The 20422-nt window shown below is 36.7% G+C and carries 21 protein-coding genes; 14 read left to right on the top strand and 7 right to left on the bottom strand.

Translation table 11 applies throughout. The annotated features are described in order from the left end of the window. Window positions 1–20 precede the first annotated feature (20 nt). Both tfpZ and B9T35_RS01325 read left to right on the top strand, forming a co-directional pair. Entirely contained in the window at window positions 21–758 is a 738-nt protein-coding gene (gene tfpZ / locus B9T35_RS01330; protein ID WP_322853537.1) for a TfpX/TfpZ family type IV pilin accessory protein, read from the top strand. A 75-nt stretch (window positions 759–833) separates the two neighbouring features. Next, the gene (locus B9T35_RS01325) at window positions 834–2501 is read left to right on the top strand and encodes a PglL family O-oligosaccharyltransferase (RefSeq protein WP_086189331.1); all 1668 of its coding nucleotides are present in this window, start codon (window positions 834–836) and stop codon (window positions 2499–2501) included. Window positions 2502–2559: 58 nt separating this feature from the next. Here B9T35_RS01325 and bfr read toward each other — a convergent pair whose 3' ends face one another. From bfr to gmk, 6 genes are all read right to left on the bottom strand, one after another. Beyond that, the gene (bfr, locus tag B9T35_RS01320; RefSeq protein WP_086189330.1) at window positions 2560–3024 is read right to left on the bottom strand and encodes a heteropolymeric bacterioferritin subunit Bfr; all 465 of its coding nucleotides are present in this window, start codon (window positions 3022–3024) and stop codon (window positions 2560–2562) included. A gap of 241 nt (window positions 3025–3265) precedes the next feature. Beyond that, a complete protein-coding gene (locus B9T35_RS01315; protein WP_086189329.1) occupies window positions 3266–3460 on the bottom strand; it encodes a bacterioferritin-associated ferredoxin in 195 nt (64 codons plus the stop codon). Between the two features lie 178 nt (window positions 3461–3638). Continuing rightward, window positions 3639–4022, bottom strand: coding sequence for a RidA family protein (locus B9T35_RS01310; protein ID WP_086189328.1), 384 nt, complete (start codon window positions 4020–4022; stop codon window positions 3639–3641). 75 nt (window positions 4023–4097) lie between these two features. Next, window positions 4098–6203, bottom strand: coding sequence for a RelA/SpoT family protein (locus B9T35_RS01305; RefSeq protein WP_086189327.1), 2106 nt, complete (start codon window positions 6201–6203; stop codon window positions 4098–4100). Window positions 6204–6406: 203 nt separating this feature from the next. Further along, window positions 6407–6688, bottom strand: a complete 282-nt coding sequence (gene rpoZ, locus B9T35_RS01300) for a DNA-directed RNA polymerase subunit omega (RefSeq protein WP_086189326.1) — start codon at window positions 6686–6688, stop codon at window positions 6407–6409. Window positions 6689–6791: 103 nt separating this feature from the next. Continuing rightward, window positions 6792–7412 carry a guanylate kinase gene (gene gmk / locus B9T35_RS01295; protein WP_086189325.1) on the bottom strand — a complete coding sequence of 207 codons (621 nt, stop codon included), beginning with the start codon at window positions 7410–7412 and terminating at the stop codon, window positions 6792–6794. A gap of 135 nt (window positions 7413–7547) precedes the next feature. Here gmk and ispH point away from each other — a divergent pair, with 135 nt between their 5' ends. The 12 genes from ispH (at window position 7548) to rplS (ending at window position 18709) form a co-directional block, all read left to right on the top strand. After that, window positions 7548–8498, top strand: a complete 951-nt coding sequence (gene ispH / locus B9T35_RS01290; RefSeq protein WP_086189324.1) for a 4-hydroxy-3-methylbut-2-enyl diphosphate reductase — start codon at window positions 7548–7550, stop codon at window positions 8496–8498. A 140-nt stretch (window positions 8499–8638) separates the two neighbouring features. Continuing rightward, window positions 8639–9115 (top strand): type II secretion system protein, encoded by a 477-nt coding sequence (locus B9T35_RS01285; protein ID WP_086189323.1) that lies wholly within the window; start codon window positions 8639–8641, stop codon window positions 9113–9115. Further along, a complete protein-coding gene (gene pilV / locus B9T35_RS01280; protein ID WP_171264191.1) occupies window positions 9115–9615 on the top strand; it encodes a type IV pilus modification protein PilV in 501 nt (166 codons plus the stop codon). The genes B9T35_RS01285 and pilV overlap by 1 nt, the downstream gene beginning before the upstream one ends. Window position 9616: 1 nt before the next feature. Continuing rightward, the gene (locus B9T35_RS01275) at window positions 9617–10636 is read left to right on the top strand and encodes a PilW family protein (RefSeq protein WP_086189321.1); all 1020 of its coding nucleotides are present in this window, start codon (window positions 9617–9619) and stop codon (window positions 10634–10636) included. After that, window positions 10633–11403, top strand: coding sequence for a pilus assembly PilX family protein (locus tag B9T35_RS01270; RefSeq protein WP_086189320.1), 771 nt, complete (start codon window positions 10633–10635; stop codon window positions 11401–11403). The genes B9T35_RS01275 and B9T35_RS01270 overlap by 4 nt, the downstream gene beginning before the upstream one ends. A gap of 15 nt (window positions 11404–11418) precedes the next feature. Continuing rightward, entirely contained in the window at window positions 11419–15477 is a 4059-nt protein-coding gene (locus B9T35_RS01265) for a PilC/PilY family type IV pilus protein (RefSeq protein WP_086189528.1), read from the top strand. 12 nt (window positions 15478–15489) lie between these two features. Next, window positions 15490–15954 (top strand): type IV pilin protein, encoded by a 465-nt coding sequence (locus tag B9T35_RS01260; RefSeq protein ID WP_086189319.1) that lies wholly within the window; start codon window positions 15490–15492, stop codon window positions 15952–15954. After that, window positions 15948–16433 carry a type IV pilin protein gene (locus B9T35_RS01255; protein WP_086189318.1) on the top strand — a complete coding sequence of 162 codons (486 nt, stop codon included), beginning with the start codon at window positions 15948–15950 and terminating at the stop codon, window positions 16431–16433. The genes B9T35_RS01260 and B9T35_RS01255 overlap by 7 nt, the downstream gene beginning before the upstream one ends. A 139-nt stretch (window positions 16434–16572) precedes the next feature. Beyond that, the gene (gene rpsP / locus B9T35_RS01250) at window positions 16573–16830 is read left to right on the top strand and encodes a 30S ribosomal protein S16 (protein ID WP_086189317.1); all 258 of its coding nucleotides are present in this window, start codon (window positions 16573–16575) and stop codon (window positions 16828–16830) included. Between the two features lie 28 nt (window positions 16831–16858). Next, the gene (rimM, locus tag B9T35_RS01245; protein WP_086189316.1) at window positions 16859–17407 is read left to right on the top strand and encodes a ribosome maturation factor RimM; all 549 of its coding nucleotides are present in this window, start codon (window positions 16859–16861) and stop codon (window positions 17405–17407) included. Window positions 17408–17449: 42 nt separating this feature from the next. Next, window positions 17450–18190 (top strand): tRNA (guanosine(37)-N1)-methyltransferase TrmD, encoded by a 741-nt coding sequence (gene trmD / locus B9T35_RS01240; RefSeq protein ID WP_086189315.1) that lies wholly within the window; start codon window positions 17450–17452, stop codon window positions 18188–18190. Window positions 18191–18334: 144 nt separating this feature from the next. Then, complete coding sequence (gene rplS / locus B9T35_RS01235) at window positions 18335–18709, top strand: 50S ribosomal protein L19 (RefSeq protein ID WP_086189314.1); 375 nt, start codon at window positions 18335–18337, stop codon at window positions 18707–18709. 70 nt (window positions 18710–18779) lie between these two features. Here the strand turns inward: rplS and B9T35_RS01230 are convergent, their stop codons facing one another. After that, a complete protein-coding gene (locus B9T35_RS01230) occupies window positions 18780–19748 on the bottom strand; it encodes a lipase family alpha/beta hydrolase (RefSeq protein ID WP_086189313.1) in 969 nt (322 codons plus the stop codon). Between the last annotated feature and the right edge of the window lie 674 nt (window positions 19749–20422).

The following is a 20422-nucleotide window of genomic DNA, read 5'->3' as shown; positions in this document are numbered from 1 at the left end:
ATATTGGGATGACGTAGTTCGTGATTAATGCAAAAAATAGATTTCTTTTAACGCACCTCTCTGTTTCGTTGTTTGTAGCATTACTTGCAATTATTATTGTATTTGTTTTTTGGTATCCATCACCCATTAATAAAGCATTGGGTGTTACACATATTTTTTTAATGATGCTTGCGATTGATGTTGTTATTGGGCCCATTCTAGGTTGGTTTGTTTATAAAGAAGGGAAAAAATCATTAAAATTTGATTTAATGGTGATTATATTTTTACAGATGATTGCATTGGGTTATGGTATTTATAGTATTGCTCAGGCACGCCCTGCATGGCTTGTATTTAATGTTGATCGTTTTGAGCTTGTGAAGAATAATGAAATTGATCGTAGTCACATTATTAAAGCCAAGCCTGAATATCAATCTTCACCATTTTTAAAACCAGAATATGTCGCTGTAAAAAATATTGAGAATAATAAAGAAAAAAATGAATTAATGATGCAAGAAATATTTAAAGGGGTATCGTTAGCTCAACGTCCTGAATTATATCAGCCTCTGGATTTAGCTAAAGGCGAGATTCAGAAAAGATGCCAAAAGTTAGATATATTAATTCAGTTTAATGATCAGAATGATGTGAATAAAATTTTAGCAAAATTTCCTCAGGCAACAGCATGGTTGCCTTTACAGACACATTCAATTGATATGGTTGTTTTAATCAATAAAGAAAAAGCTGGAGTGGTTGAAATTGTAGATTTAAGACCATGGAAATAATTCAACTTTATTGATGTAAATTAAAATAAGAGAACTGCGTGTATAATCACCGCAGTTCTCTTATTTTCCTGACTCATGAAAGCCTACTTTCTCTATCTTTCAGTGATGCTCCTTAGTGCAGCATGGCTTCTTCCATTCCATAAAACACCGTGGACAACTTTTGGTAGTGAAGTACTGACTTTTTTAGCTGCTTTGGCTTTATTAGCCACTTTATTAAATCAGCAAATTAAAATTCCAAAACCGCAATTGATCGCTTTACCCATCTTATTGATTCCATTGTTGCAATGGGGCTTTGGACAAGTGATTTATATCAGCAATGCATTACTCTGTACTGCATATATTGCAATGTTTTGGTTGATGATTATTGCTGGGTATAATTTATCTTTAAATGAAGGACGAGATAAAGTATTTAGAGCTTTGAGTATATTACTTATTTTTATAGGCTTAATTTCAAGTTTAATCGCTATTTTGCAATGGTTACAGCTTAGCTCTTATTTTTCGCCTTATATAAATATTTTAAAAGGCAATCGCCCTTATGCTAATTTTGCACAACCTAATAATCTAGCTACTTTTCTAAGCATGGGCTTATTGGCTTGTCTCTATTTTTATGAAAAAAGAATTGCTCCAAATTTAGTTTTAGTTCCAATGTCACTTATTTTTATTTTTACTATTGCTTTAACCCAGTCTCGTACTTCATGGGTAGTGTGCCTTTTTATCTTGGTGTATTTTGGTATCAAACAATTCAAAGAACAAAAACGCTTCAGTTTTATTCAATTATTGTCTTGGGTTGCTGTGTTTATTACAATCATTAGTTTCTTACCCTATTTGAACCATTTGATTGAATCAGTCTCAAATCAGCAAATTGCTGAAACAGCTTCAGTGGTAGAGAGAGCTTCATCAGGTTATTTACGTTTTGATATGTGGTTACAAGTCTTGGTGGCACTTTCAGAGCATCCTTGGTTCGGTTATGGCTGGAACCAAACAGGAATGGCGCAAATCGCTGTCTTTGATCTCTATCCATCGCATGAATGGTATAAAAGTGCACACAATGTCATTTTAGATTTATTGGTGTGGAATGGCATTCCCATTGGTTTAATAATTATTGCGTATTTAGGTTGTTGGTTATTTTGGCTAAATAAAGGCGTAAGAGATACAGAGTCAATTATTGCAACATTGATGGTTTGCGCCATTTTAATTCATGCAATGTTGGAATATCCAATTCATTATGCTTATTTCTTATTACCCATGGGTTTTTTATTGGGCATTATTCAAGCGCAATATCCAAAACTTCCTTCAAAGATAATGAGTCCTTGGATTATTGGAACACTACTCATTGTGGGTGTGATTTTAACAGCAATGATTTATCGTGATTATAACTTATACCGTGAACAAAGTGTTTTAGCAGGTAAAACTGCACCTTTGAGCCAGTCACAGCAAGAGATAATGAATGAAGATATTTGGGTGCTGACACAGTTTAAAGAGCGCGTTTGGTGGATTGGTTTTAATCCTACGACAAAGCTTTCAGATGCTGAATTAGTGCATATGGGGCGAATGGTTGCCAATTTAGCATCAAAATATGATCTATATAAATATGCGCAAGTTTTAGCATTTAATGGTCGTAAAGCTGAAGCTGAGCATCAACTTTGGATTTTAAAAACCTTACATGGTCAAGAAAATACCTATCAAGATGTATTGGATAGTTTGGAAGCAATACATGAAGAAGAGCCAAAGAACATGCGTTAAATAAAAATACTACCTAATAAAAAACCCCCGTAATTGGGGGATTTTTTATGTATACCTATTACATTTGGCTTTGAATGTAATTCTCAATGCCGACATTTTCTACGAGGTCAAGCTGAGTGGTTAACCAATCCCAGTATTCTTCTTCTTTCTCTAAAATTTCTTGAACCAAATCACGGGTCACATAATCTAGATTTTGTTCAGCCAATTCAACTGCTGCTTTAATCGCTTCAATATTCTCTTTCACTTTACGAATATCACAATTTAAGACTTCAACCGTATGCTGACCAATATACAATTTGCCTAAATGTTGTAAATTCGGTAAGCCCTCTAGGAATAAAACGCGTTCAATAATTTTATCGGCATGCTTCATTTGGCGAATGGATTCTTTATATTCAGCCGAACCCAATTTTTCAACGCCCCAATCATTAAACATACGAGAATGTAAAAAGTATTGGTTGATTGCAGTCAAATGATGATACAGCACTTGATTGAGTTGATTAATTACATCACGATTGCCTTTCATTGTAAAAGCTCCATTAACAATTTCTGCCCTAATGACTTTTTAAGGCAATCTATACCTCATATAGTAACCAAGTCCGTTTTGTCTGGCGAGTAGTTTATTGAACGGCAAATGAAAATCGCAATCAAAAACAATAAGAATGAAGGATTTAAAAAAATAACCCGCTCTGAGTCGAAGCGGGGGAGGAGAATGATCCGAAGATCATCGAAAATGTTATCGTTATTTTAAGCGTTTTAAATAGGATTTAGGCTGCAAAAGAAATACGAGCCGCAATGTCGGACAGTTCATCATTAATGATGCTACGTGCTTCTGGAGCACAGCGACCACAACACGTGCCTAGGTCAAGTAGATCACGAATTTCACGATAGCTTTCAGCGCCATTTGCAACGGCGTCTTTAATATCTTGATCTGTAATGCCACGGCACAAGCAAACGTACATGAGAATGAACCACAGTATTAAATGCGATAGTTGATATTAGTGATAATTGTTATCACTTGTCAATAAGTTTCATTTAAATTTTAACTTATATTGATTGGCTTTTTGAATAAAAAAACACCACCTGATCGGTGGTATTTAATTTTGAATCTAAGTTGCTGATTTTTATGAATGATGCATTTTATTGGCTAATCACCACAATACCATCCATTTCAACCAAAGCATCTTTTGGTAAACTTGCTACACCAAGCGCTGCACGAGCAGGATAAGGTTGAGCAAAGTATTCACCCATAATTTGGTTGACCAATTGGAAGTGAGAAAGGTCAGTTAAAAATATATTGAGCTTTACAATATCGGCTAATGTACCACCAGCAGCTTCACATACCGCTTTTACATTATCAAAAACACGTCGAATTTGGGCTTCAATGCCAACAACCAATTCCATGCTATATGGATCTAAACCAATTTGACCAGAAAGATATAAAGTATCTTTAACAAGAATAGCTTGAGAATAAGTTCCGATTGCAGCAGGGGCATTTTCAGTATGAATCACTTGGCGGGACATCAATTTCTCCTTATTTCATCTCAATTCATCATAAAGGATGAATACTTTTCATGAAAGTCCTATCGGTTAATTAGATTAACAGGCTTTTGATACTTCATTGATTGCAATAGGCATATTTAAGCGAGTGATTCGTGGAAAACCATAATGCATACGTAATTCACGAATAATTTGCGCAATTTGTTTACGGTTATTTACCACAATATTGACGTAAGTTTTATCATCATGGGTACGAACAGATTCAACCCCAGTTTTTGATTTACGACATAAATAAATTAATTCGGAAATTTGTTCATCATTTAGAACAAGATCGATACTTAAATATGCTGTGAAATTGATGTCATCTTCATCTTCTGAAGTCCAATTTAAAGGCATGATATTTTCTGGATGAAGATGTTGTTCATGCAGTAAGTTATGGCACCGTGCGCGATGTACGATTAAACCGCGACGTGATAAATGCCCTTGAATTGGGTCACCTAACACGGGATTACAGCAGTGTGCATACTTCACATCTACGCCATCTGTCCCTTGAATGAGGCGATTTGAAGTCAGTTGTTCTTCTGTTTGATCTTGAGCAAATAAATGATTGGCCACCAATTGCGGTAGTAAGTCACCCACTGCAATTTGTTCATAGAGCATTTCTTTGCTTTGTACATGACGCCATTCTAATAAATCGGTCCAATCTTCTTCAGACAAATCATTTACAGAGCGATTGAATAATTTTAAAGCACGATTTAAAGCTTGCTGTCCGACTAGGCGTTGTTCATCAATATCTTGTTCTTTCAGTATATTTTGTAAAGCTCGTCGGGCTTTTTGTGTATTAATGAAGCTGAGCCAATCAGGATTTGGGGTTGCTAAAACATCAGTAATAATCTCGACAACTTGTCCACTGCTGAGCGGTGTCGATAATGGCTTCATTTCTCCATCGATTTTAGCGCCTACAGCATGGTTGCCTAAGAATAAGCTAGCTGAATAGGCAAAATCGACAACCGTTGCACCTTGAGGCAATTCATGTAGTTTACCGTGAGGTGTATAAACCCAGATTTTTTCTTGATGCAAATAATCTAATAAATCATTAAATGTGGTTTTTGCACAATCGCCACCGACAAGTGCATTTAGATTTTGCATAGAAGCTTGAATTGCAGAACGACAAGCTTGAGGAGCATTTTCACCCAGTACTACACCAAAACGCGCAGCTTTACGCATCAGTTCGGTTTGAATGGTTAATGAAAGGGTGGTCTTTTCACCTTTAAGGCGAATCATTAAAGATTGATTACCACCTGGAAGTGGGCGACGAATATGATCTTCATAATGTAGCACTTGAAAATTTTCACGTAATGCTTCAATTAAACGATCGCAATCTGCAATGCTTTGTAAAATAATTTCAAAAGCGTGACTGTGGGTGAGTTCTTGTAGATCAATTTCATTTTTAACGAAGTGGCGAAGGAGTTCAATATTGTTATTCTTTTTCTTAATTCGACCTTGAATATGATAATTGTTCAATAATTCACTTAAATTTTGTTCCCAAATGGTTTGGTATTGACAGCGCTCAGGTTTGGTTTGTGCTAATGACTCTTGAACATTGTTATACATATCTAAATCAAGATTCTGATAACACAAATGTTCGAGGTTATCCGCCATTTCATTCATGCCGACAAGACGAGCCATCGGAACAAAAATATCAAAGGTTTCTTGGGCAATACGGGCACGTTTATCAGGTCGTAACGCGCCTAATGTGGTCATGTTGTGATAACGATCAGCCAGTTTAATAATAATGACACGTGGGTCTTGTAGGGTGGCTTGGAGAATTTTTCTGAAAGATGCTGCTTTGTTATATTCTTTATCACTTGAATGGCTTAGTTTGGTTACACCATCAACCAGTTCTGCGACGACTCGCCCGAATTTGGTCGTAATATCATCTTTACTAAAATCAGTGTCTTCAATCACATCATGTAACAGTGCAGCCATGAGTGTTTCAGCATCCAAACGCATATGCGCTAAAATACAACTCACTGCAATAGGATGGAGAATATAGGGTTCACCACTTTTTCGAGTTACACCATCATGCGCATTGTCGGCATAATCGCAGGCAGCAAGAACTTTCTCGACTTCGCTTGGTTTTAAATAAGCGTCGATAATAATATGAAGCTGTTGCTTAGCTTGGCTGACCGTTTGGCCTGGCATAAAACACCTACTTTTGAATCGCTGATTTGATACTATTTTTCCCAATCCTTTAATGAAAAGCATATTGCTTCACTTGTCAATTTGTTGGCAGAAATATTCTTTATTTTTTTTAACAAATTTTGAGGATTTTGTCGAATGGTTATCAAAATAAATTGCAATAAAAAAGCCTAGTATAAAAACTAGGCTTTTTTTGAGGATTTAACTTATTGGAAAGAAAAACCATCAAGACTTAAACTATTTGCTGAAAGTGCAAGATCTAAACTAGAAGTTTGGTAATCTTGATCACGTTGTTTCAAAATATCTTTAGTAACATGACCAGACGCAATTTCACGTAAAGCAACGACAGTCGGTTTATCATTGTCCCATTCTACAGTTGGTTCAATACCTTGACGTGCGAGTTGACGCGCGCGTTTGCTTGCCACTAGTACAAGCTCAAAGCGGTTGTCTACATGGTCTAAACAATCTTCAACGGTTACGCGTGCCATAAGAGTTCTCGTTTGAATTCAAAATTTTTAAATAGACTGCGGAGTATAAAAGGCTTTAACTAGAGACTCAAGTTTTAATCGCACTATTCATACAGACGGTATATTAAGATTGTGGCGTGATAAGATTCTGAATCATCACTTGATGTCGATTTGCCTGTTGATTTAAGGTTAAACGATTTGCATTAATCACCGATTCAAGGTCATGCAAGGCTTTGTTAAAATCATCATTAATAATAATATAATCAAAATTAACATATTGTTGCATGTCTTCGACGGCACAACTTAAACGATGCTCAATCACTTCCACAGAATCTGTGCCACGATTAGATAGACGTTGACGTAAATCAAATTGTGTCGGTGGAAGAATGAAGATTTGCTTTGATTCAGGAAAAAGTTTACGAACTTGCTCAGCACCTTGCCAATCAATTTCAAGTAAAACGTCATGTCCTTTAGCTAATTGCTCTTTTACCGTTGCTTGTGCTGTTCCATAGAAGTTGCCAAAAACTTCAGCAAATTCAATAAAACCACCTTGGTTAACTTGTCCAAGAAAATTTTCTTTGGATGTGAAATGATAATGTACACCATCAAGTTCACCAGGACGTTGTCCGCGAGTCGTATGAGAAACAGAAACGTGTAAATTGCTGACCCGCTCAAGTAGGGCTTTAACGAGAGATGTTTTGCCTGTTCCAGATGCAGCAGAAACGACAAACAATAGACCCGACATGATATTTTTCCTGATATGATAAAATATCTTCTCTATTTTAGAGTAGACGGGTATTAAACAAAATAGCTATGTGCGTTTTGTTTGTATCTTTCTTCAAAAAGTTGACCCTAAATTTAAGCGAGCGTTGAGGGATTTATGGAAATTGTATTGGCTAATCCACGTGGTTTTTGTGCAGGTGTTGACCGTGCAATAGCGATCGTCAATCGTGCGCTTGAATGTTTTAATCCACCGATTTATGTGCGCCACGAAGTTGTACATAATAAATTTGTGGTCGATGATTTACGTCAACGCGGCGCGATCTTCGTTGAAGAGTTAGATGAAGTACCTGATGATAATATTGTGATTTTTAGTGCACATGGAGTCTCTAAAGCGGTACAACAAGAAGCAGAGCGTAGAGGTTTAAAAGTTTTTGATGCAACTTGTCCTTTAGTGACGAAAGTACATATTGAAGTCACTAAATATGCGCGTGAGGGAACGGAAGCAATTCTGATTGGCCACGAAGGACATCCCGAAGTTGAAGGGACAATGGGGCAATATGATAAGAAAAAAGGCGGTCATATTTATTTGGTCGAAGATGAGGAAGATGTTGCATCTTTACAGGTTAAAAATTCAAATAAAGTTGCATTTGTAACTCAAACAACGTTATCGATTGATGACACAGCTAAAGTGATTGATGCTTTACGGAGTAAATTTCCAAAAATTCAAGGTCCTCGTAAGGACGATATTTGTTATGCAACGCAAAATCGTCAAGATGCAGTAAGAGATTTAGCCAATCAATGTGATGTTGTACTTGTTGTAGGTTCTCCAAACTCTTCCAATTCAAATCGTTTACGTGAATTGGCGGAACGTATGGGTAAACATGCATATTTAGTTGATAATGCAGATGAACTGCAAAAAGAATGGTTTAAAAGCGATGCTAAAATTGGTGTTACTGCGGGCGCTTCAGCGCCAGAGATTTTAATTAAACAAGTGTTACAGCGCTTACAAGATTGGGGAGCAACAAACCCTCAAGAGTTAAGTGGGCGTGAAGAGAATATTACATTTAGTTTGCCGAAAGAGTTAAGAATTCATGTGACGCAAGCTTAGATAATATTTGTAATTATAAGCAGATAGCTGAAATATTCAGTTATCTGCTTTTTTATACCCTTTATCTTTCATGTATTGGTTTTGTTAAAAAATGAGTTATGATTTTTAATAGGGTAAAGTTTTATTGCTGTGGGGGCATAGTGAATAAGAATAACGGATTTACTTTAATTGAGTTGATGGTGACAATTGCAGTGCTTGGAATTATTGCTGCAATGGCTGCGCCTTCTTTTGGCAATATGCTAAATAAACAAAATCTAAATAAAAGTGGTCAAGATTTAATTACAGTTTTAAATAAAGCACGCTCAATTGCTGTACTTGAGCGACGACTGATGGAAGTGAAATTAACGACAAGTCAGACCGTTGATACTGTAAATCAATTAAATTGGATACCATCTGGTAAATCGATCTTAAAAACAGGTTCAACTAATTCTATTTTTTTTGGTATTTCAGGTGGGGTTTTTATTGAAGATCCAAGTGATACAACACGTATGATTCCTGCCAATAACGATACCGTTTTTACTGTATGTAATAGTTATATTAATAATGATAAGAATGCAAGGATTGTTACAATCTCACGTATGGGAACAATTCAGCCAACAACAGAGGGGACATGCTAATGCACTCATTTAGTCATCAGCGTGGTATTGGTATGATGGAAATACTCGTTGCTTTATTAATCTTATCAATCGGCGTACTTGGCTTTGTTGCTTTACAATATCGTGCATTAGAAGCCTCTTCTGAAAGTACGTCTCGTGTACAGGCAATCACAATTGCACGTGATCTAGCTGAACGTATTCGAGTAAATCGTAATGCTTTTTCTGTTTATAAAACTGAATTAGGTGCAGCTACCAATCAGAAAACTTTTAAGACCAATTGTTTAACAGTAAATTGTTCAGATACTGATTTAGCTGATTTTGATGTGTCTCAAGTGGTGAGTCGAGCATCAACTTTTGGCATGACAATGAATATTATGGATTGTCAAAATACAAATAATAGAAGTTGTATCTATGTAGCTTGGGGGGATTCAAGCGCTACCGATGGGACCGGGACAGGGGATTGTACTAATGGTAATGGCTATAGTGATAATTCGACCTGCATAATTATGGAGACCTATTAAAATGATAATTCAAAAAGGTTTCACATTAATTGAATTGATGTTGTCCCTTACTTTAGGATTAATTATTTCTGCTGCTGCAATATTACTTTTTTTGACAGGACAAAAAAGCTTGTCCATGCAACAAGGTACATCAGATATTCAAGATAATGCAAATTTTGGCTTAAATTATATTACCAAAGATTTACGGTTGATGAATTTAAATAGCACGAAATCGGTAATGGATGATCAGACAGTCTTAGGGGGAGTGGTTTTAACATCTTCGGTAAATTCTGTAAATATTGGAACTGCTGCGGCACCTATAAAAGTAAGTAATTTAAGTTCTACGATTGTCGGCACGACAGCAGGTTTAAATTTTCTATCACGCAGTGCAGAATCTTCATCATGGTCAGGGCTTTCCAACGTGAAAGTAGGAGGTTCGGATCAGGCGAGTGATCAATTAACTATACAATATATGCCTCAATATAGAATTGAAAATCGTGGAACGATATCAACATATGTTGGTGGTTATGATTGTGAAGGTAATGAACTAGCTTTCCCTGTAGCCGCAGGACGTCAAATGGTTGTGCAGCGTTATTTTTTAAGAGTTGATGTAAATAAAAGTGCGAATGAGCCTAATCAACCTCTAGCTTTGGTTTGTGATGCAGGAACTTATCCTGAGACAGGAAGTCCTGTAGCAATTACAGGGTTTGGTGGTGCAGGTGAAATTATTATGAAGCGAGTAGATCATTTAAGAATTTTACTTGGAGTTCAAAATGATAATGGTCGACGTTATATGTCAATTAACGATTATATGACTTCAGCAACACCACATCCAAGAATTGTATCAGTTCAATTTGGTATATTGGCACGCTCACTTCAATCTGTAAATGATGCAAAATCAATAAAAGATGATCAAACATTCGTTGTGTTAGATCAAACGGTGAGTGTTAAAAAACCAACAACAGGTGCGCCCAAATATATTAGGCAGGTAATTTCACAAACAATTGCGCTACGTAATGCAATTGGGGAGCGTGGCGAATGAAAAAATCTCAAGCAGGTGCAACGTTAATTGTTGTTTTGATTTTTCTTGTTGCTATGACAATTATTGGAACATTGGCAATTCGCCAAAGTATGGTTTCCTTAAGTATTGCAACCAATAGTCAAGTACAACAACTTTTGACTCAAAGCTCCGATGCCGCACTTTTTAAGTCAGAAAATCCAGCAGATCTAGCATATAGTTTAAGCCCTGCAGGTTTATTTGGTTATATCAATAATGCAAATGACAAAAATAAAGAATTAGTTTTTTGTTTTCGTGGAGATCAAACGCAATTTTTTAGTATTCGTCAAGCAAGTTTAATGCAGTGGAAAGAGGGCTCGCCATCCTTAACTAATAATAGTTTGGGGATTCGAGGCTACTGTGACTCTTCTCCACAATCTACGAATTGGTTCACAAGTGGTCGAAAAGCAGTTTTAACTCAAATTTCTGTGAAGTTTCCAACTGATAGCAGTTTGGATAACCCATTTTTTGATCGTGTTAGGGGAAGTGATTCACAAAAAGGGCAGATTGAAGAAGCTAAACGAGTCAAAATTTTTGCTGTGTCAATTATGCCGAGCCTATCGAAGGCGTCTCGTTCAGATATTAATGATTGTTTAAAAGGTAAAATGAGTCAGGTCACACCACCAGATGATAAGGATACTTCAACTTTAACACCAGATCAAAAAATTGATATAACTGCTTGTTTAACGAATTTAAATGTGCCTTTCACTACACAAGTGAGTGAGTACACAATCACCCAAGATTTCACTTAAGTGGGAGTGCAGATGATGAAAACTAAAAATAATAAATTGAATTTTTTTAGAAGTTTGAAGCCTAAATTGCTAACTGTCTGTGTTTCGGCATTAGGTACAGGCATGGTTTTGAGTAGTGTTGTTCAAGCCAGTGATATTGATGTATATCAACAGGCAAAATCTGGTGATATTACTTTAATGATGCTGTTTGATATCTCAGGAAGTATGGGGGCTCCACAGCTCACGGGAGATGCATCAGCATGTGATATTCCTTCATCGATAACCAGTGTTTACGATAGTGGGAGTATAGTTTCTACGAATGGAATACCAACTTATACGCGTTATTATTGCACAGTAAAAAATGATGTTTACTTCTACCGAAGCACTGGTTCTGGAAGTGCAATAAAGTACTTTAAATGTGGTGATAGTGGTACAACCTCAGCGAATAGTTGTTCTATAGAAATAGATAGTTTACCTGCTGATGCTGCTGAAATGAGCACATCGACATCAGGAGCTATAGTTAACTATTATAAAAAGAAACAAACAGATAGATATTACGATCGTATTACGCGCCTAAAAGATGCAATGTTTGATTTATTGAATGGCAATAGTGCGAAGGGTATTACAGCTATTTCTGATGATAAAATTATTGGATTATCAGCATATTCATTTAACGGTATAGGAGGTAATGGTTTTGTATTGGTTCCTGCTCGTAAATTAGGTGACGATGTTGTAATGAATGGTATTACAAGAAAACATAGAGCAGTTTTATTAGATGCAGTCGCAAATAAATTATATGCACGAGGGGGGACTCCAACTGGAAATGCATATGCTGAAGCTGCAGCATATTTAATGGGAACGAAAACTTTCAATGATGGGGAGTTGACTAACTTCACCTCTGGAAGTGGTGCACAAGTTTATTTTAGCTACACATCGGGATCTACAACTTACTATACGCAATGTAATACTTGGAATACTTCAGGGCAGTGTACAGAATGGCCAGGTTCAAGCAATTCAAATACTGCAGCAAGACCGTTTAATTTCTTACCTTTAGATTTGTCGGCATATACTCAAGCTCAATGTACAGTGAAATTGAAAAATAATAATAGTACGTCAAATCAGTCAGGTACATGTTACAACTTTAAAGGAAATGTTGTACGTAGCTCTGATGATGCACATGGATTTAATTATACAACAACTACAAAGAATGTAGCTGGAAGTCTATATGAAATGCCAGCATCATTAAGTCAAACTGAGGCAGTAAAAAAATGTAGTGGGCAGGGGATTTATGTATTAACTGATGGAGCACCATCAGGGCAACATGATCAAGCGAAAGCAATGAAAAATGCACTAAATAGTTCTAGTTTTTCATGTACAGAACAAGCTGGTAATGGTTCGTCACAAATCGCTACAAGTTGTGCATTAGCATTTAATCAAAAACTATTAGATACATCCAATCCAGCTGGAGTTAAGATTAAAACAGCAGTGGTTGGTTTTGGTAATGGATTTTCTAATTTAAGTTCATACGATCCAAAGAAAAATCAAGAAGATAATTTACTTGCTTTAGGAAGCATTGACACAATTCAAAAAGCTGCCGCTGAATGGGGGATTCGTGGTGAAGGGGGCTGGTATTCAGGTTCAAGCTCTCAGGATGTTGTGAATAGTGTAAATAATTTTATTAATAGTTTATCAACTGATATCCCCGCAGTAACTACAGGTTCGCCAACTATTGCACGGGATAGTTTAAATCCATCAGTTTTACAAACAGAGGCATATTACCCTCAATTTAATCCCACACCCGATAAAACTTATCAACTCTGGTCTGGTAATTTAAAAAAATATAATGTTGTTTTAGGTGTGTTGAAAGATAAATACAATAATTCAATTACAGATTCCAAAGGGCGAATTGTCGATAACTATGATTTATGGGCTAAAACTGTTATTGATGCAAATAAAGATGCGGATGAAAATACGGTAGGTAGTAAAAAATTTGCTTTAATTGGTGGTGCTAAGTCACAACTTGAATTACGAACCACTGCGAATACCGATAATCGTAAATTATTGACAAATCGTACAATTAGTGGATCTGGAACATCGGCTACATTTGGAAATAGCACAACTCTTAGACAAGTTAAATCCACAGATTTAACAGATATTAATTATAAAAATGATGCGAATAGAGGCTATCTAATGTCTTTGTTAGGGTATAACGTTGATGCCTCAAATCCTAGCTCGATAAACTTAGCAACTGCTCCAGAATTACGTCAAGTAGGTGCAGTAATGCATTCATCTCCTATTCTATTAACAAATAAGGGAACTATCACGTATAAAAATAATGTATTGGCTTCAGAGAGCAGAGAAGATTATGTGTTGTTTGGAACAACACAAGGCTTGTTACATGTAGTTGATGCAGTTACTGGTAAAGAAAAATTTGCTTTTGCACCCAATGAAATGGTGGAGAATCAAAAACAAGCATTTTTAGAGTATAAGACAACTACTGGCGGGACAAATAACTTGTTTTATGGGGTGGATGGCCCTTGGACGACTTATACTGAGTATGTTGTTGATAACGATGGTGCATTGACTGTTGGTACAGGTACAGATTATCAACAAGGTACGCAACTAGCCTATGGTGGTTTGCGCATGGGGGGGCGTAGTTATTATGCGCTTGATCTAGGTAACATGAATGATCCTAAGTTGAAGTTTCAAATATCACCCGCAGATCAAAAAGTATATTACGGCGGTTCTAGTAAAACCTTTACTCAATTGCAATATATGGGGCAAAGCTGGTCTAAGCCAACAATTGCTTGGGTGAGGTGGGGGAGTTCTCGGAAGCGAGTTATGTTTGTTGGGGGAGGGTATGATGCAGGTGGTGATGATGGTGATGCACGTACAGGAACAATAAAAGGGCCGTATGCTGGATATGAAGGTAATGGCTATAATCAGACCAATAAAAAAGGTGGTGGCGTCTATATGTTTGATGCCGACACAGGTGATTTACTCTGGTGGGCAAGTGCTAATGCAACAGCAACTTCTTCTGCAACTACTACTTCAGGTGTAATTAGCACTAAAGATGTTAATTTACAATATAGTGTAGTAAGTGAAATTCGTGCTGAAGATCGTAATAGTGATGGTCTTGTAGATCACCTATATTTTGGTGATTTGGGTGGGCAACTCTTCCGTATTGATTTAGATAATAATGCAAAAACATTGGGCGCTTTTGCTAAAGCACCTAAAATGCTTTTAAACTTACATAATAATACGGGTGGAACAAGTCCACGTTTTTATGAGATGCCTGCATTTTCTATTTATGATTATACAGGGAATACTTTTGCTGTGATTTCAATAGGTAGTGGCAATAGAAGTAATCCGTTGGTTGATTATACTATAGGAACAACTGGGCGTGATTATGATGCGGTTTATAATATTTATGATAAAGACGTAACAGCACGTGATTTATTTACTTCAACTTATACCCCTAAATTGACAGCACCTTTGATATTATCCAATTTAGGAGAGGTTACTCAAACCAATAGAAATGATAATACAACATTGGTTGCACCCTATACAGGAAATGGTTGGTATTTTAGATTTAGATCACAAAAACCTCAGAGTGCAAAAGTATTTGCAACCCCTGTAGTATTAAATGGCAGAATGTTGGTTACAACTTTTGATGGTAGTAAAGATGGCTTATCAGGTGACTGTGGAGCTGGTGTAAAAGGTGAAAGCTTTTTGAGTCAGTTTTGTATGCCATTTGGTCAATGTGTGAAAGTTACAGGTAGTAATCCTCCTGAATGTACTTCTAGCGATGGCTGTAGTGTGGGACCAGGTATTCAAGTTCCACCTATTGTAGATGATAAAAAATGTAACCCAGCAACCGACCCAGATAAATGTACTAAGGTTTGTGACCCAATAACAGATCCAAATCAATGTAAGGATAAGGATGGTCCAAAACCAGATGATGGTACGAACAACAAAAACTATTGTGTTGCTACAGGTAACCGTGGTGCAGCTGTTAAAGATGGCATTGTTTCAACAGGCGCAAGTCATATTTGTTTGGTTCCTCAGCGTTGGTATGAATATAGTAGTCGATAAAGGAGCGCAGATATGAATGGAAATTTAAAACGCGCTTTTGGCTTCACGTTAATTGAACTAATGGTCGTTGTAGTAATTGTTGCAATTTTTGCAGCAATTGCTATACCGAGTTATCAGAGTTTTGTACGTCGATCTACTGCTGCTCAAGCGCAACAAGAAGTACAACGTATAGCAACTTTACTTGAGCATAGTAAAAGCCGTAATTTTAATTATATTGGATTTAATTTAAGTCCAAACCCAACAGTTGTGCCTTTAGGTGCAACTGGAACATCTATTAAATATAATATTGATGTAAAGGATGGTACAGACCCAAGTAAGTCATTATCTGATGCAGCTGCTGCTGGTCAGGATTATTTTATTCGAGCTTTATCTACTGATAGTAAAAATTATAGTTATATATTCAGTAGTACAGGGCTGCGGTGTAAAAAAATGGGAACGACAATGGGCTATAACTGTATAGGGGCTGAAGCATGGTAAATATTCGTCATGGCTTTACGTTAATAGAAATGATGATTGTTGTGGTCATAATTGGAATATTGGCTACTATAGCTTATCCGTCGTATCAGGAGTATGTACGTAGAACAAAGCGTGTTGATATGCAAGTAACAATGGTTGAATTAGCAGCTCAGATTCAGCGCTATAAAATTGCAAACTTTACTTTGGAAGGTGCATCGTTAAATGATTTGGGATTAGCCACAGGTTATCCTTTAGATAGTACGAAACTTTATAATGTTAATATTAATTGGTTGAATGCAGCTGGTATTCAACAGACAGTAATGCCATTAGGTTCTAATAGATGGGTATTAACTGCTGAGCCTATTAATTCTTCTGCGCAATTTAGCGATGGTCATATTGTTCTAAATTTTCGTGGAGAGCGTTGTTGGATAAAGGGTACTGATAAAAATTTAGGTACGCCATGTGTACCATCAGCCACCTCAAATTGGGATGGTAAATAAAATTCAAATTTGTGGATAAACAAAAATTGACCTTTCTTTCGGAAGAAAGATAACGTAAAATATTGCCCTCTATGAAAGGGGTTTGAAATGTTCCGATGGTCGGTTCATGGATAATCCGTAAAAACTATAAGGTTCTATCATGGTTGTAATTCGTCTAGCACGCGGTGGTGCTAAAAAACGTCCTTTCTATCAAGTTATTGTTACTGATAGCCGCAATGCGCGTGACGGTCGTTTCATCGAACGTATTGGTTTCTTTAACCCTACAGCACAAGGTAAAGCAGAAAAACTTCGTTTAGATGCTGATCGTTTTGCTCATTGGGTTTCTCAAGGCGCTCAACCGTCTGAACGTGTTGCTTCTTTAGCTGCTCAAGCTAAGAAAGCTGCAGCTACTGCATAATTTTTGCAAATTAGGTAGTAGATTGCCCATGACACCAACACAGAATGTTCCCGAAGATCGTATTCAGATTGGACAGTTACGTTCAGCATATGGATTAAATGGGTGGCTCTGGGTTTATTCCAATACAGAACCTATGAGCAACATCTTTGACTATTTGCCTTGGTACATTGAAACCAAAGCAGGTTGGCAAACAATAGATGTAAAACGTTGGAAACCGCATGGCAAAGGCTTGGTTGTTTCGCTGAAAGATGTGAGTGATCGCACTGCAGCAGATGGTTTAGTTGGCGTCAATGTCTGGATTTCAAAATCACAACTTCCGAAAGCAGGAATGGATGAGTTTTACTGGACAGATTTGAAAGGCTTAATCGTATTAGGTCTAGACGATGCTGAACAAGAAGTAAATCTCGGTAAAATCCATGAAATGTTTGAGACAGGTGCCAATGATGTGATGGTGGTACACGCTACACCAGACAGTATTGATGCTGAAGAGCGCATGATTCCATGGCATAAAGATGTGGTGCAAAAAGTTGATCTAGAAGCTGGTCGTATCTACGTGAATTGGGGCGTGGATTATTAATCCTTTTAGGATGAACGCAGCAGGAAAATAGAGGAGTCTGCGATGTTTTTTGCAGTCATTACGCTTTTTCCTGAAATGTTTGAAGCGATTACAGCCTACGGTATTAGCGGGCGTGCAGCAAAGCGTGACATTGTACAAGTAACTTGTATCAATCCTCGTGATTATGCTGAGGGCAACTACAAAAGAGTGGATGAACGTCCATTTGGTGGTGGTCCGGGTATGGTGATGATGGCAGAACCTCTGTCAAAAGCGATTCATCATGCCAAAAAGCTTGCAAAGCAAGCAGGTTGTGTTCAGGTTCCTGTGGTGTATATGTCCCCGCAAGGGAAAACCTTAAACGAAACTGCAGTACAGAAATTTGTCGAATATGATGGGTTGATTGTATTGTGTGGTCGTTATGAAGGTGTTGATGAGCGTTTGATCCAGCAATATGTTGATCAGGAATGGTCAATTGGGGATTACGTATTATCAGGTGGCGAGCTTCCTGCGATGGTTTTATTGGACAGTATTATTCGGAGACTTCCGAATGTCATGTCAGATGAACAATCCGCCGTGCAAGACTCATTTGTGGATGGTCTATTAGATTGCCCACAATATACTAAGCCCGATCATTTTGAAGGTTTGGATGTGCCTGATGTATTAAAATCAGGTCATCATGCAAATATTGAAAAATGGCGTTTTTTACAGCGTTATCAGCGTACACTTGAGCGCCGCCCAGAGTTGGTGGAAAAAGTAGAGCTGACAAAACTGCAAAAAAAATGGCTAAAAGATACCAATACTTAAATTTAATTTAAGTATTCTTTAATAGGCTCTTTATTGGTTGAGATGGTCAACAATAAAGAGAAAGATAATCGGGTGTATGCGCTTAGCCTCTATACCCCGCGATGATTAGACCTCTTCTGACTCGCACATATCGGAGATACCCACATGAGCGGTAAGCATCCTTTAGTTCAAATTATTGAAAATGCACAGTTAAGAACAGATCTTCCTGAATTTTCACCAGGTGATACTGTTATTGTTTCTGTAAAAGTAAAAGAGGGTGATCGTGAACGTCTTCAGGCTTTTGAAGGTGTTGTGATTGCGAAGAAAAACCGTGGCTTGAACTCTGCGTTCACAGTTCGCAAAATTTCTAGCGGTGTTGGTGTTGAACGTGTTTTCCAAACACATTCTCCAATCGTTGCTAAAGTTGAAGTGAAACGTCGTGGTGATGTTCGTCGTGCTAAACTTTATTACCTACGCGAATTGTCTGGTAAAGCTGCACGTATCCGTGAAAAATTACCAGCTCGTAAAGTTAAAGCTTAATTTTAAGTTTTTCTACGAGAAAAAAATGCGCCTTAAGGCGCATTTTTTATGCTTATATTGATCTGTTATTTTATAAACCTTGAAGTTTTAAACGGTTGGCATGTTCACGATAAACCTGAACAGGGTCTTGAGAAAATAATCCGCGTAAACCTAAGACTTGATTGACTTCATCAAAATGGTTCCAAGCATAGTCATCACGAATGGTTTTACCAAACTTCCCGCTGCATTTAGGCACGAGACCATCACTATCGCCATTAATCAGTGCGCCTGTCAGTAGCATTGCTGAATCTAGATCAAAAATATTGGTTAATTTTCTATTCCCAAGGAATGAGTACATATAAATGCCTTTTTCTTGATATGCACCTTCTCCACAGCTAGAGGCAGAGACACCAAGTGGGAACCTTTTACTGAAATCAGTTGCACCTGCTGTATTTAAACTTTTTGCACCTGCTAATGAATCACTTGGGAATTCATTCTGATCTAAACCTTGTGCCCAGACAATCGCAGAAGAAAGCAAATTAACGACGGCTATAAGTGGTCCTTGAAGAGGTGTTCCTTCAGCTTTTAAAATTAAGTCCGCAATCGGTGAACCCTTTTGTGGTGAGGCAATAGCAGTCATAGAGGCAATTTTTTCAGGAATAACGCCACCAACATAACGGATCGTCGGTCCACCATGGCTATGACCAATTAAGTTTACTTTCGGTTGTCCAGTAATGGCTAATATTTCATTCACTTGTTGTAAAAGTTGTTCGCCACGAACTTCAGTTGAGTTAAAAGGTGAAACACGGGTTGTCCAGACATTTCCGCCATTTCGAGCCAAATCGGGAACAATTTGGTACCAATAATCTACACCAAAAGTATCTGTTCCAATACGAGAAAAACCAGCCATGCCATGTGCAAGAACCAAAGGGTATTTTGTTTTTGCATAATCTGATGTGACATAATTGGCTTTTACTTGTGTAATAACAGATGCTTGTGCGGTAACACAGAATAGCGCTGAAACACTGAGTAGACTGGATAAAACTATTTTCTTTTTCATATTGATTCTCAATTTTTATTTGAATATGACAAATCCGATTGTCTAGTTCATTATATAGAAAATCTAAAAAAAGAATAAAAAATAACCAAATTAATGATGAATGGTAAGGTGTAAATGTAATGTAATATGAGGTTGAATCTTATTAAAAAGATAACTCTATTGTTTCAAATATTTAGTGTGTTTGTGAGAAGTATAAACAAAATTTGAGTTATATATATTATTTTTGAGTGTAATTTATTTATGATTCTATTCAGATGGTTTTGGTCATGACTATGAAACAGATGATATATTTTTAATATGCCCTGTAATATATGAAATAGAAGTGTAATATTTATTTTTTGATTGTGTTTCTGAAATATATTTGCTATAGGGTGTTTAACATTACTATTTAAGTTTCTTTATTTCGATGTGTATTTTATTTGATAATTATTCTATTTTTGAAATTAGAAATACAAAGTTTTATATTAAATATTTAAATAAAATTCTTTCATTAATTTGAGGTAATAAAGATGAAAAATCATGTAATAAGGTTTTATTTTCAATCAATTGATTAAAAAATTTAAGAAGTCTTTTATTCGTGTCATGCAAGATGTTTAAGATACATTGATATTTAAAATTGTGCATAAGCCTTAATATTTTATGCTTAACCCAAATGATAAATTAGAAAGTATGAA

Source organism: Acinetobacter sp. ANC 3832 (assembly GCF_002135415.1).
Classification (GTDB): domain Bacteria; phylum Pseudomonadota; class Gammaproteobacteria; order Pseudomonadales; family Moraxellaceae; genus Acinetobacter.
This window is presented reverse-complemented; position numbering and strand designations above follow the sequence as displayed.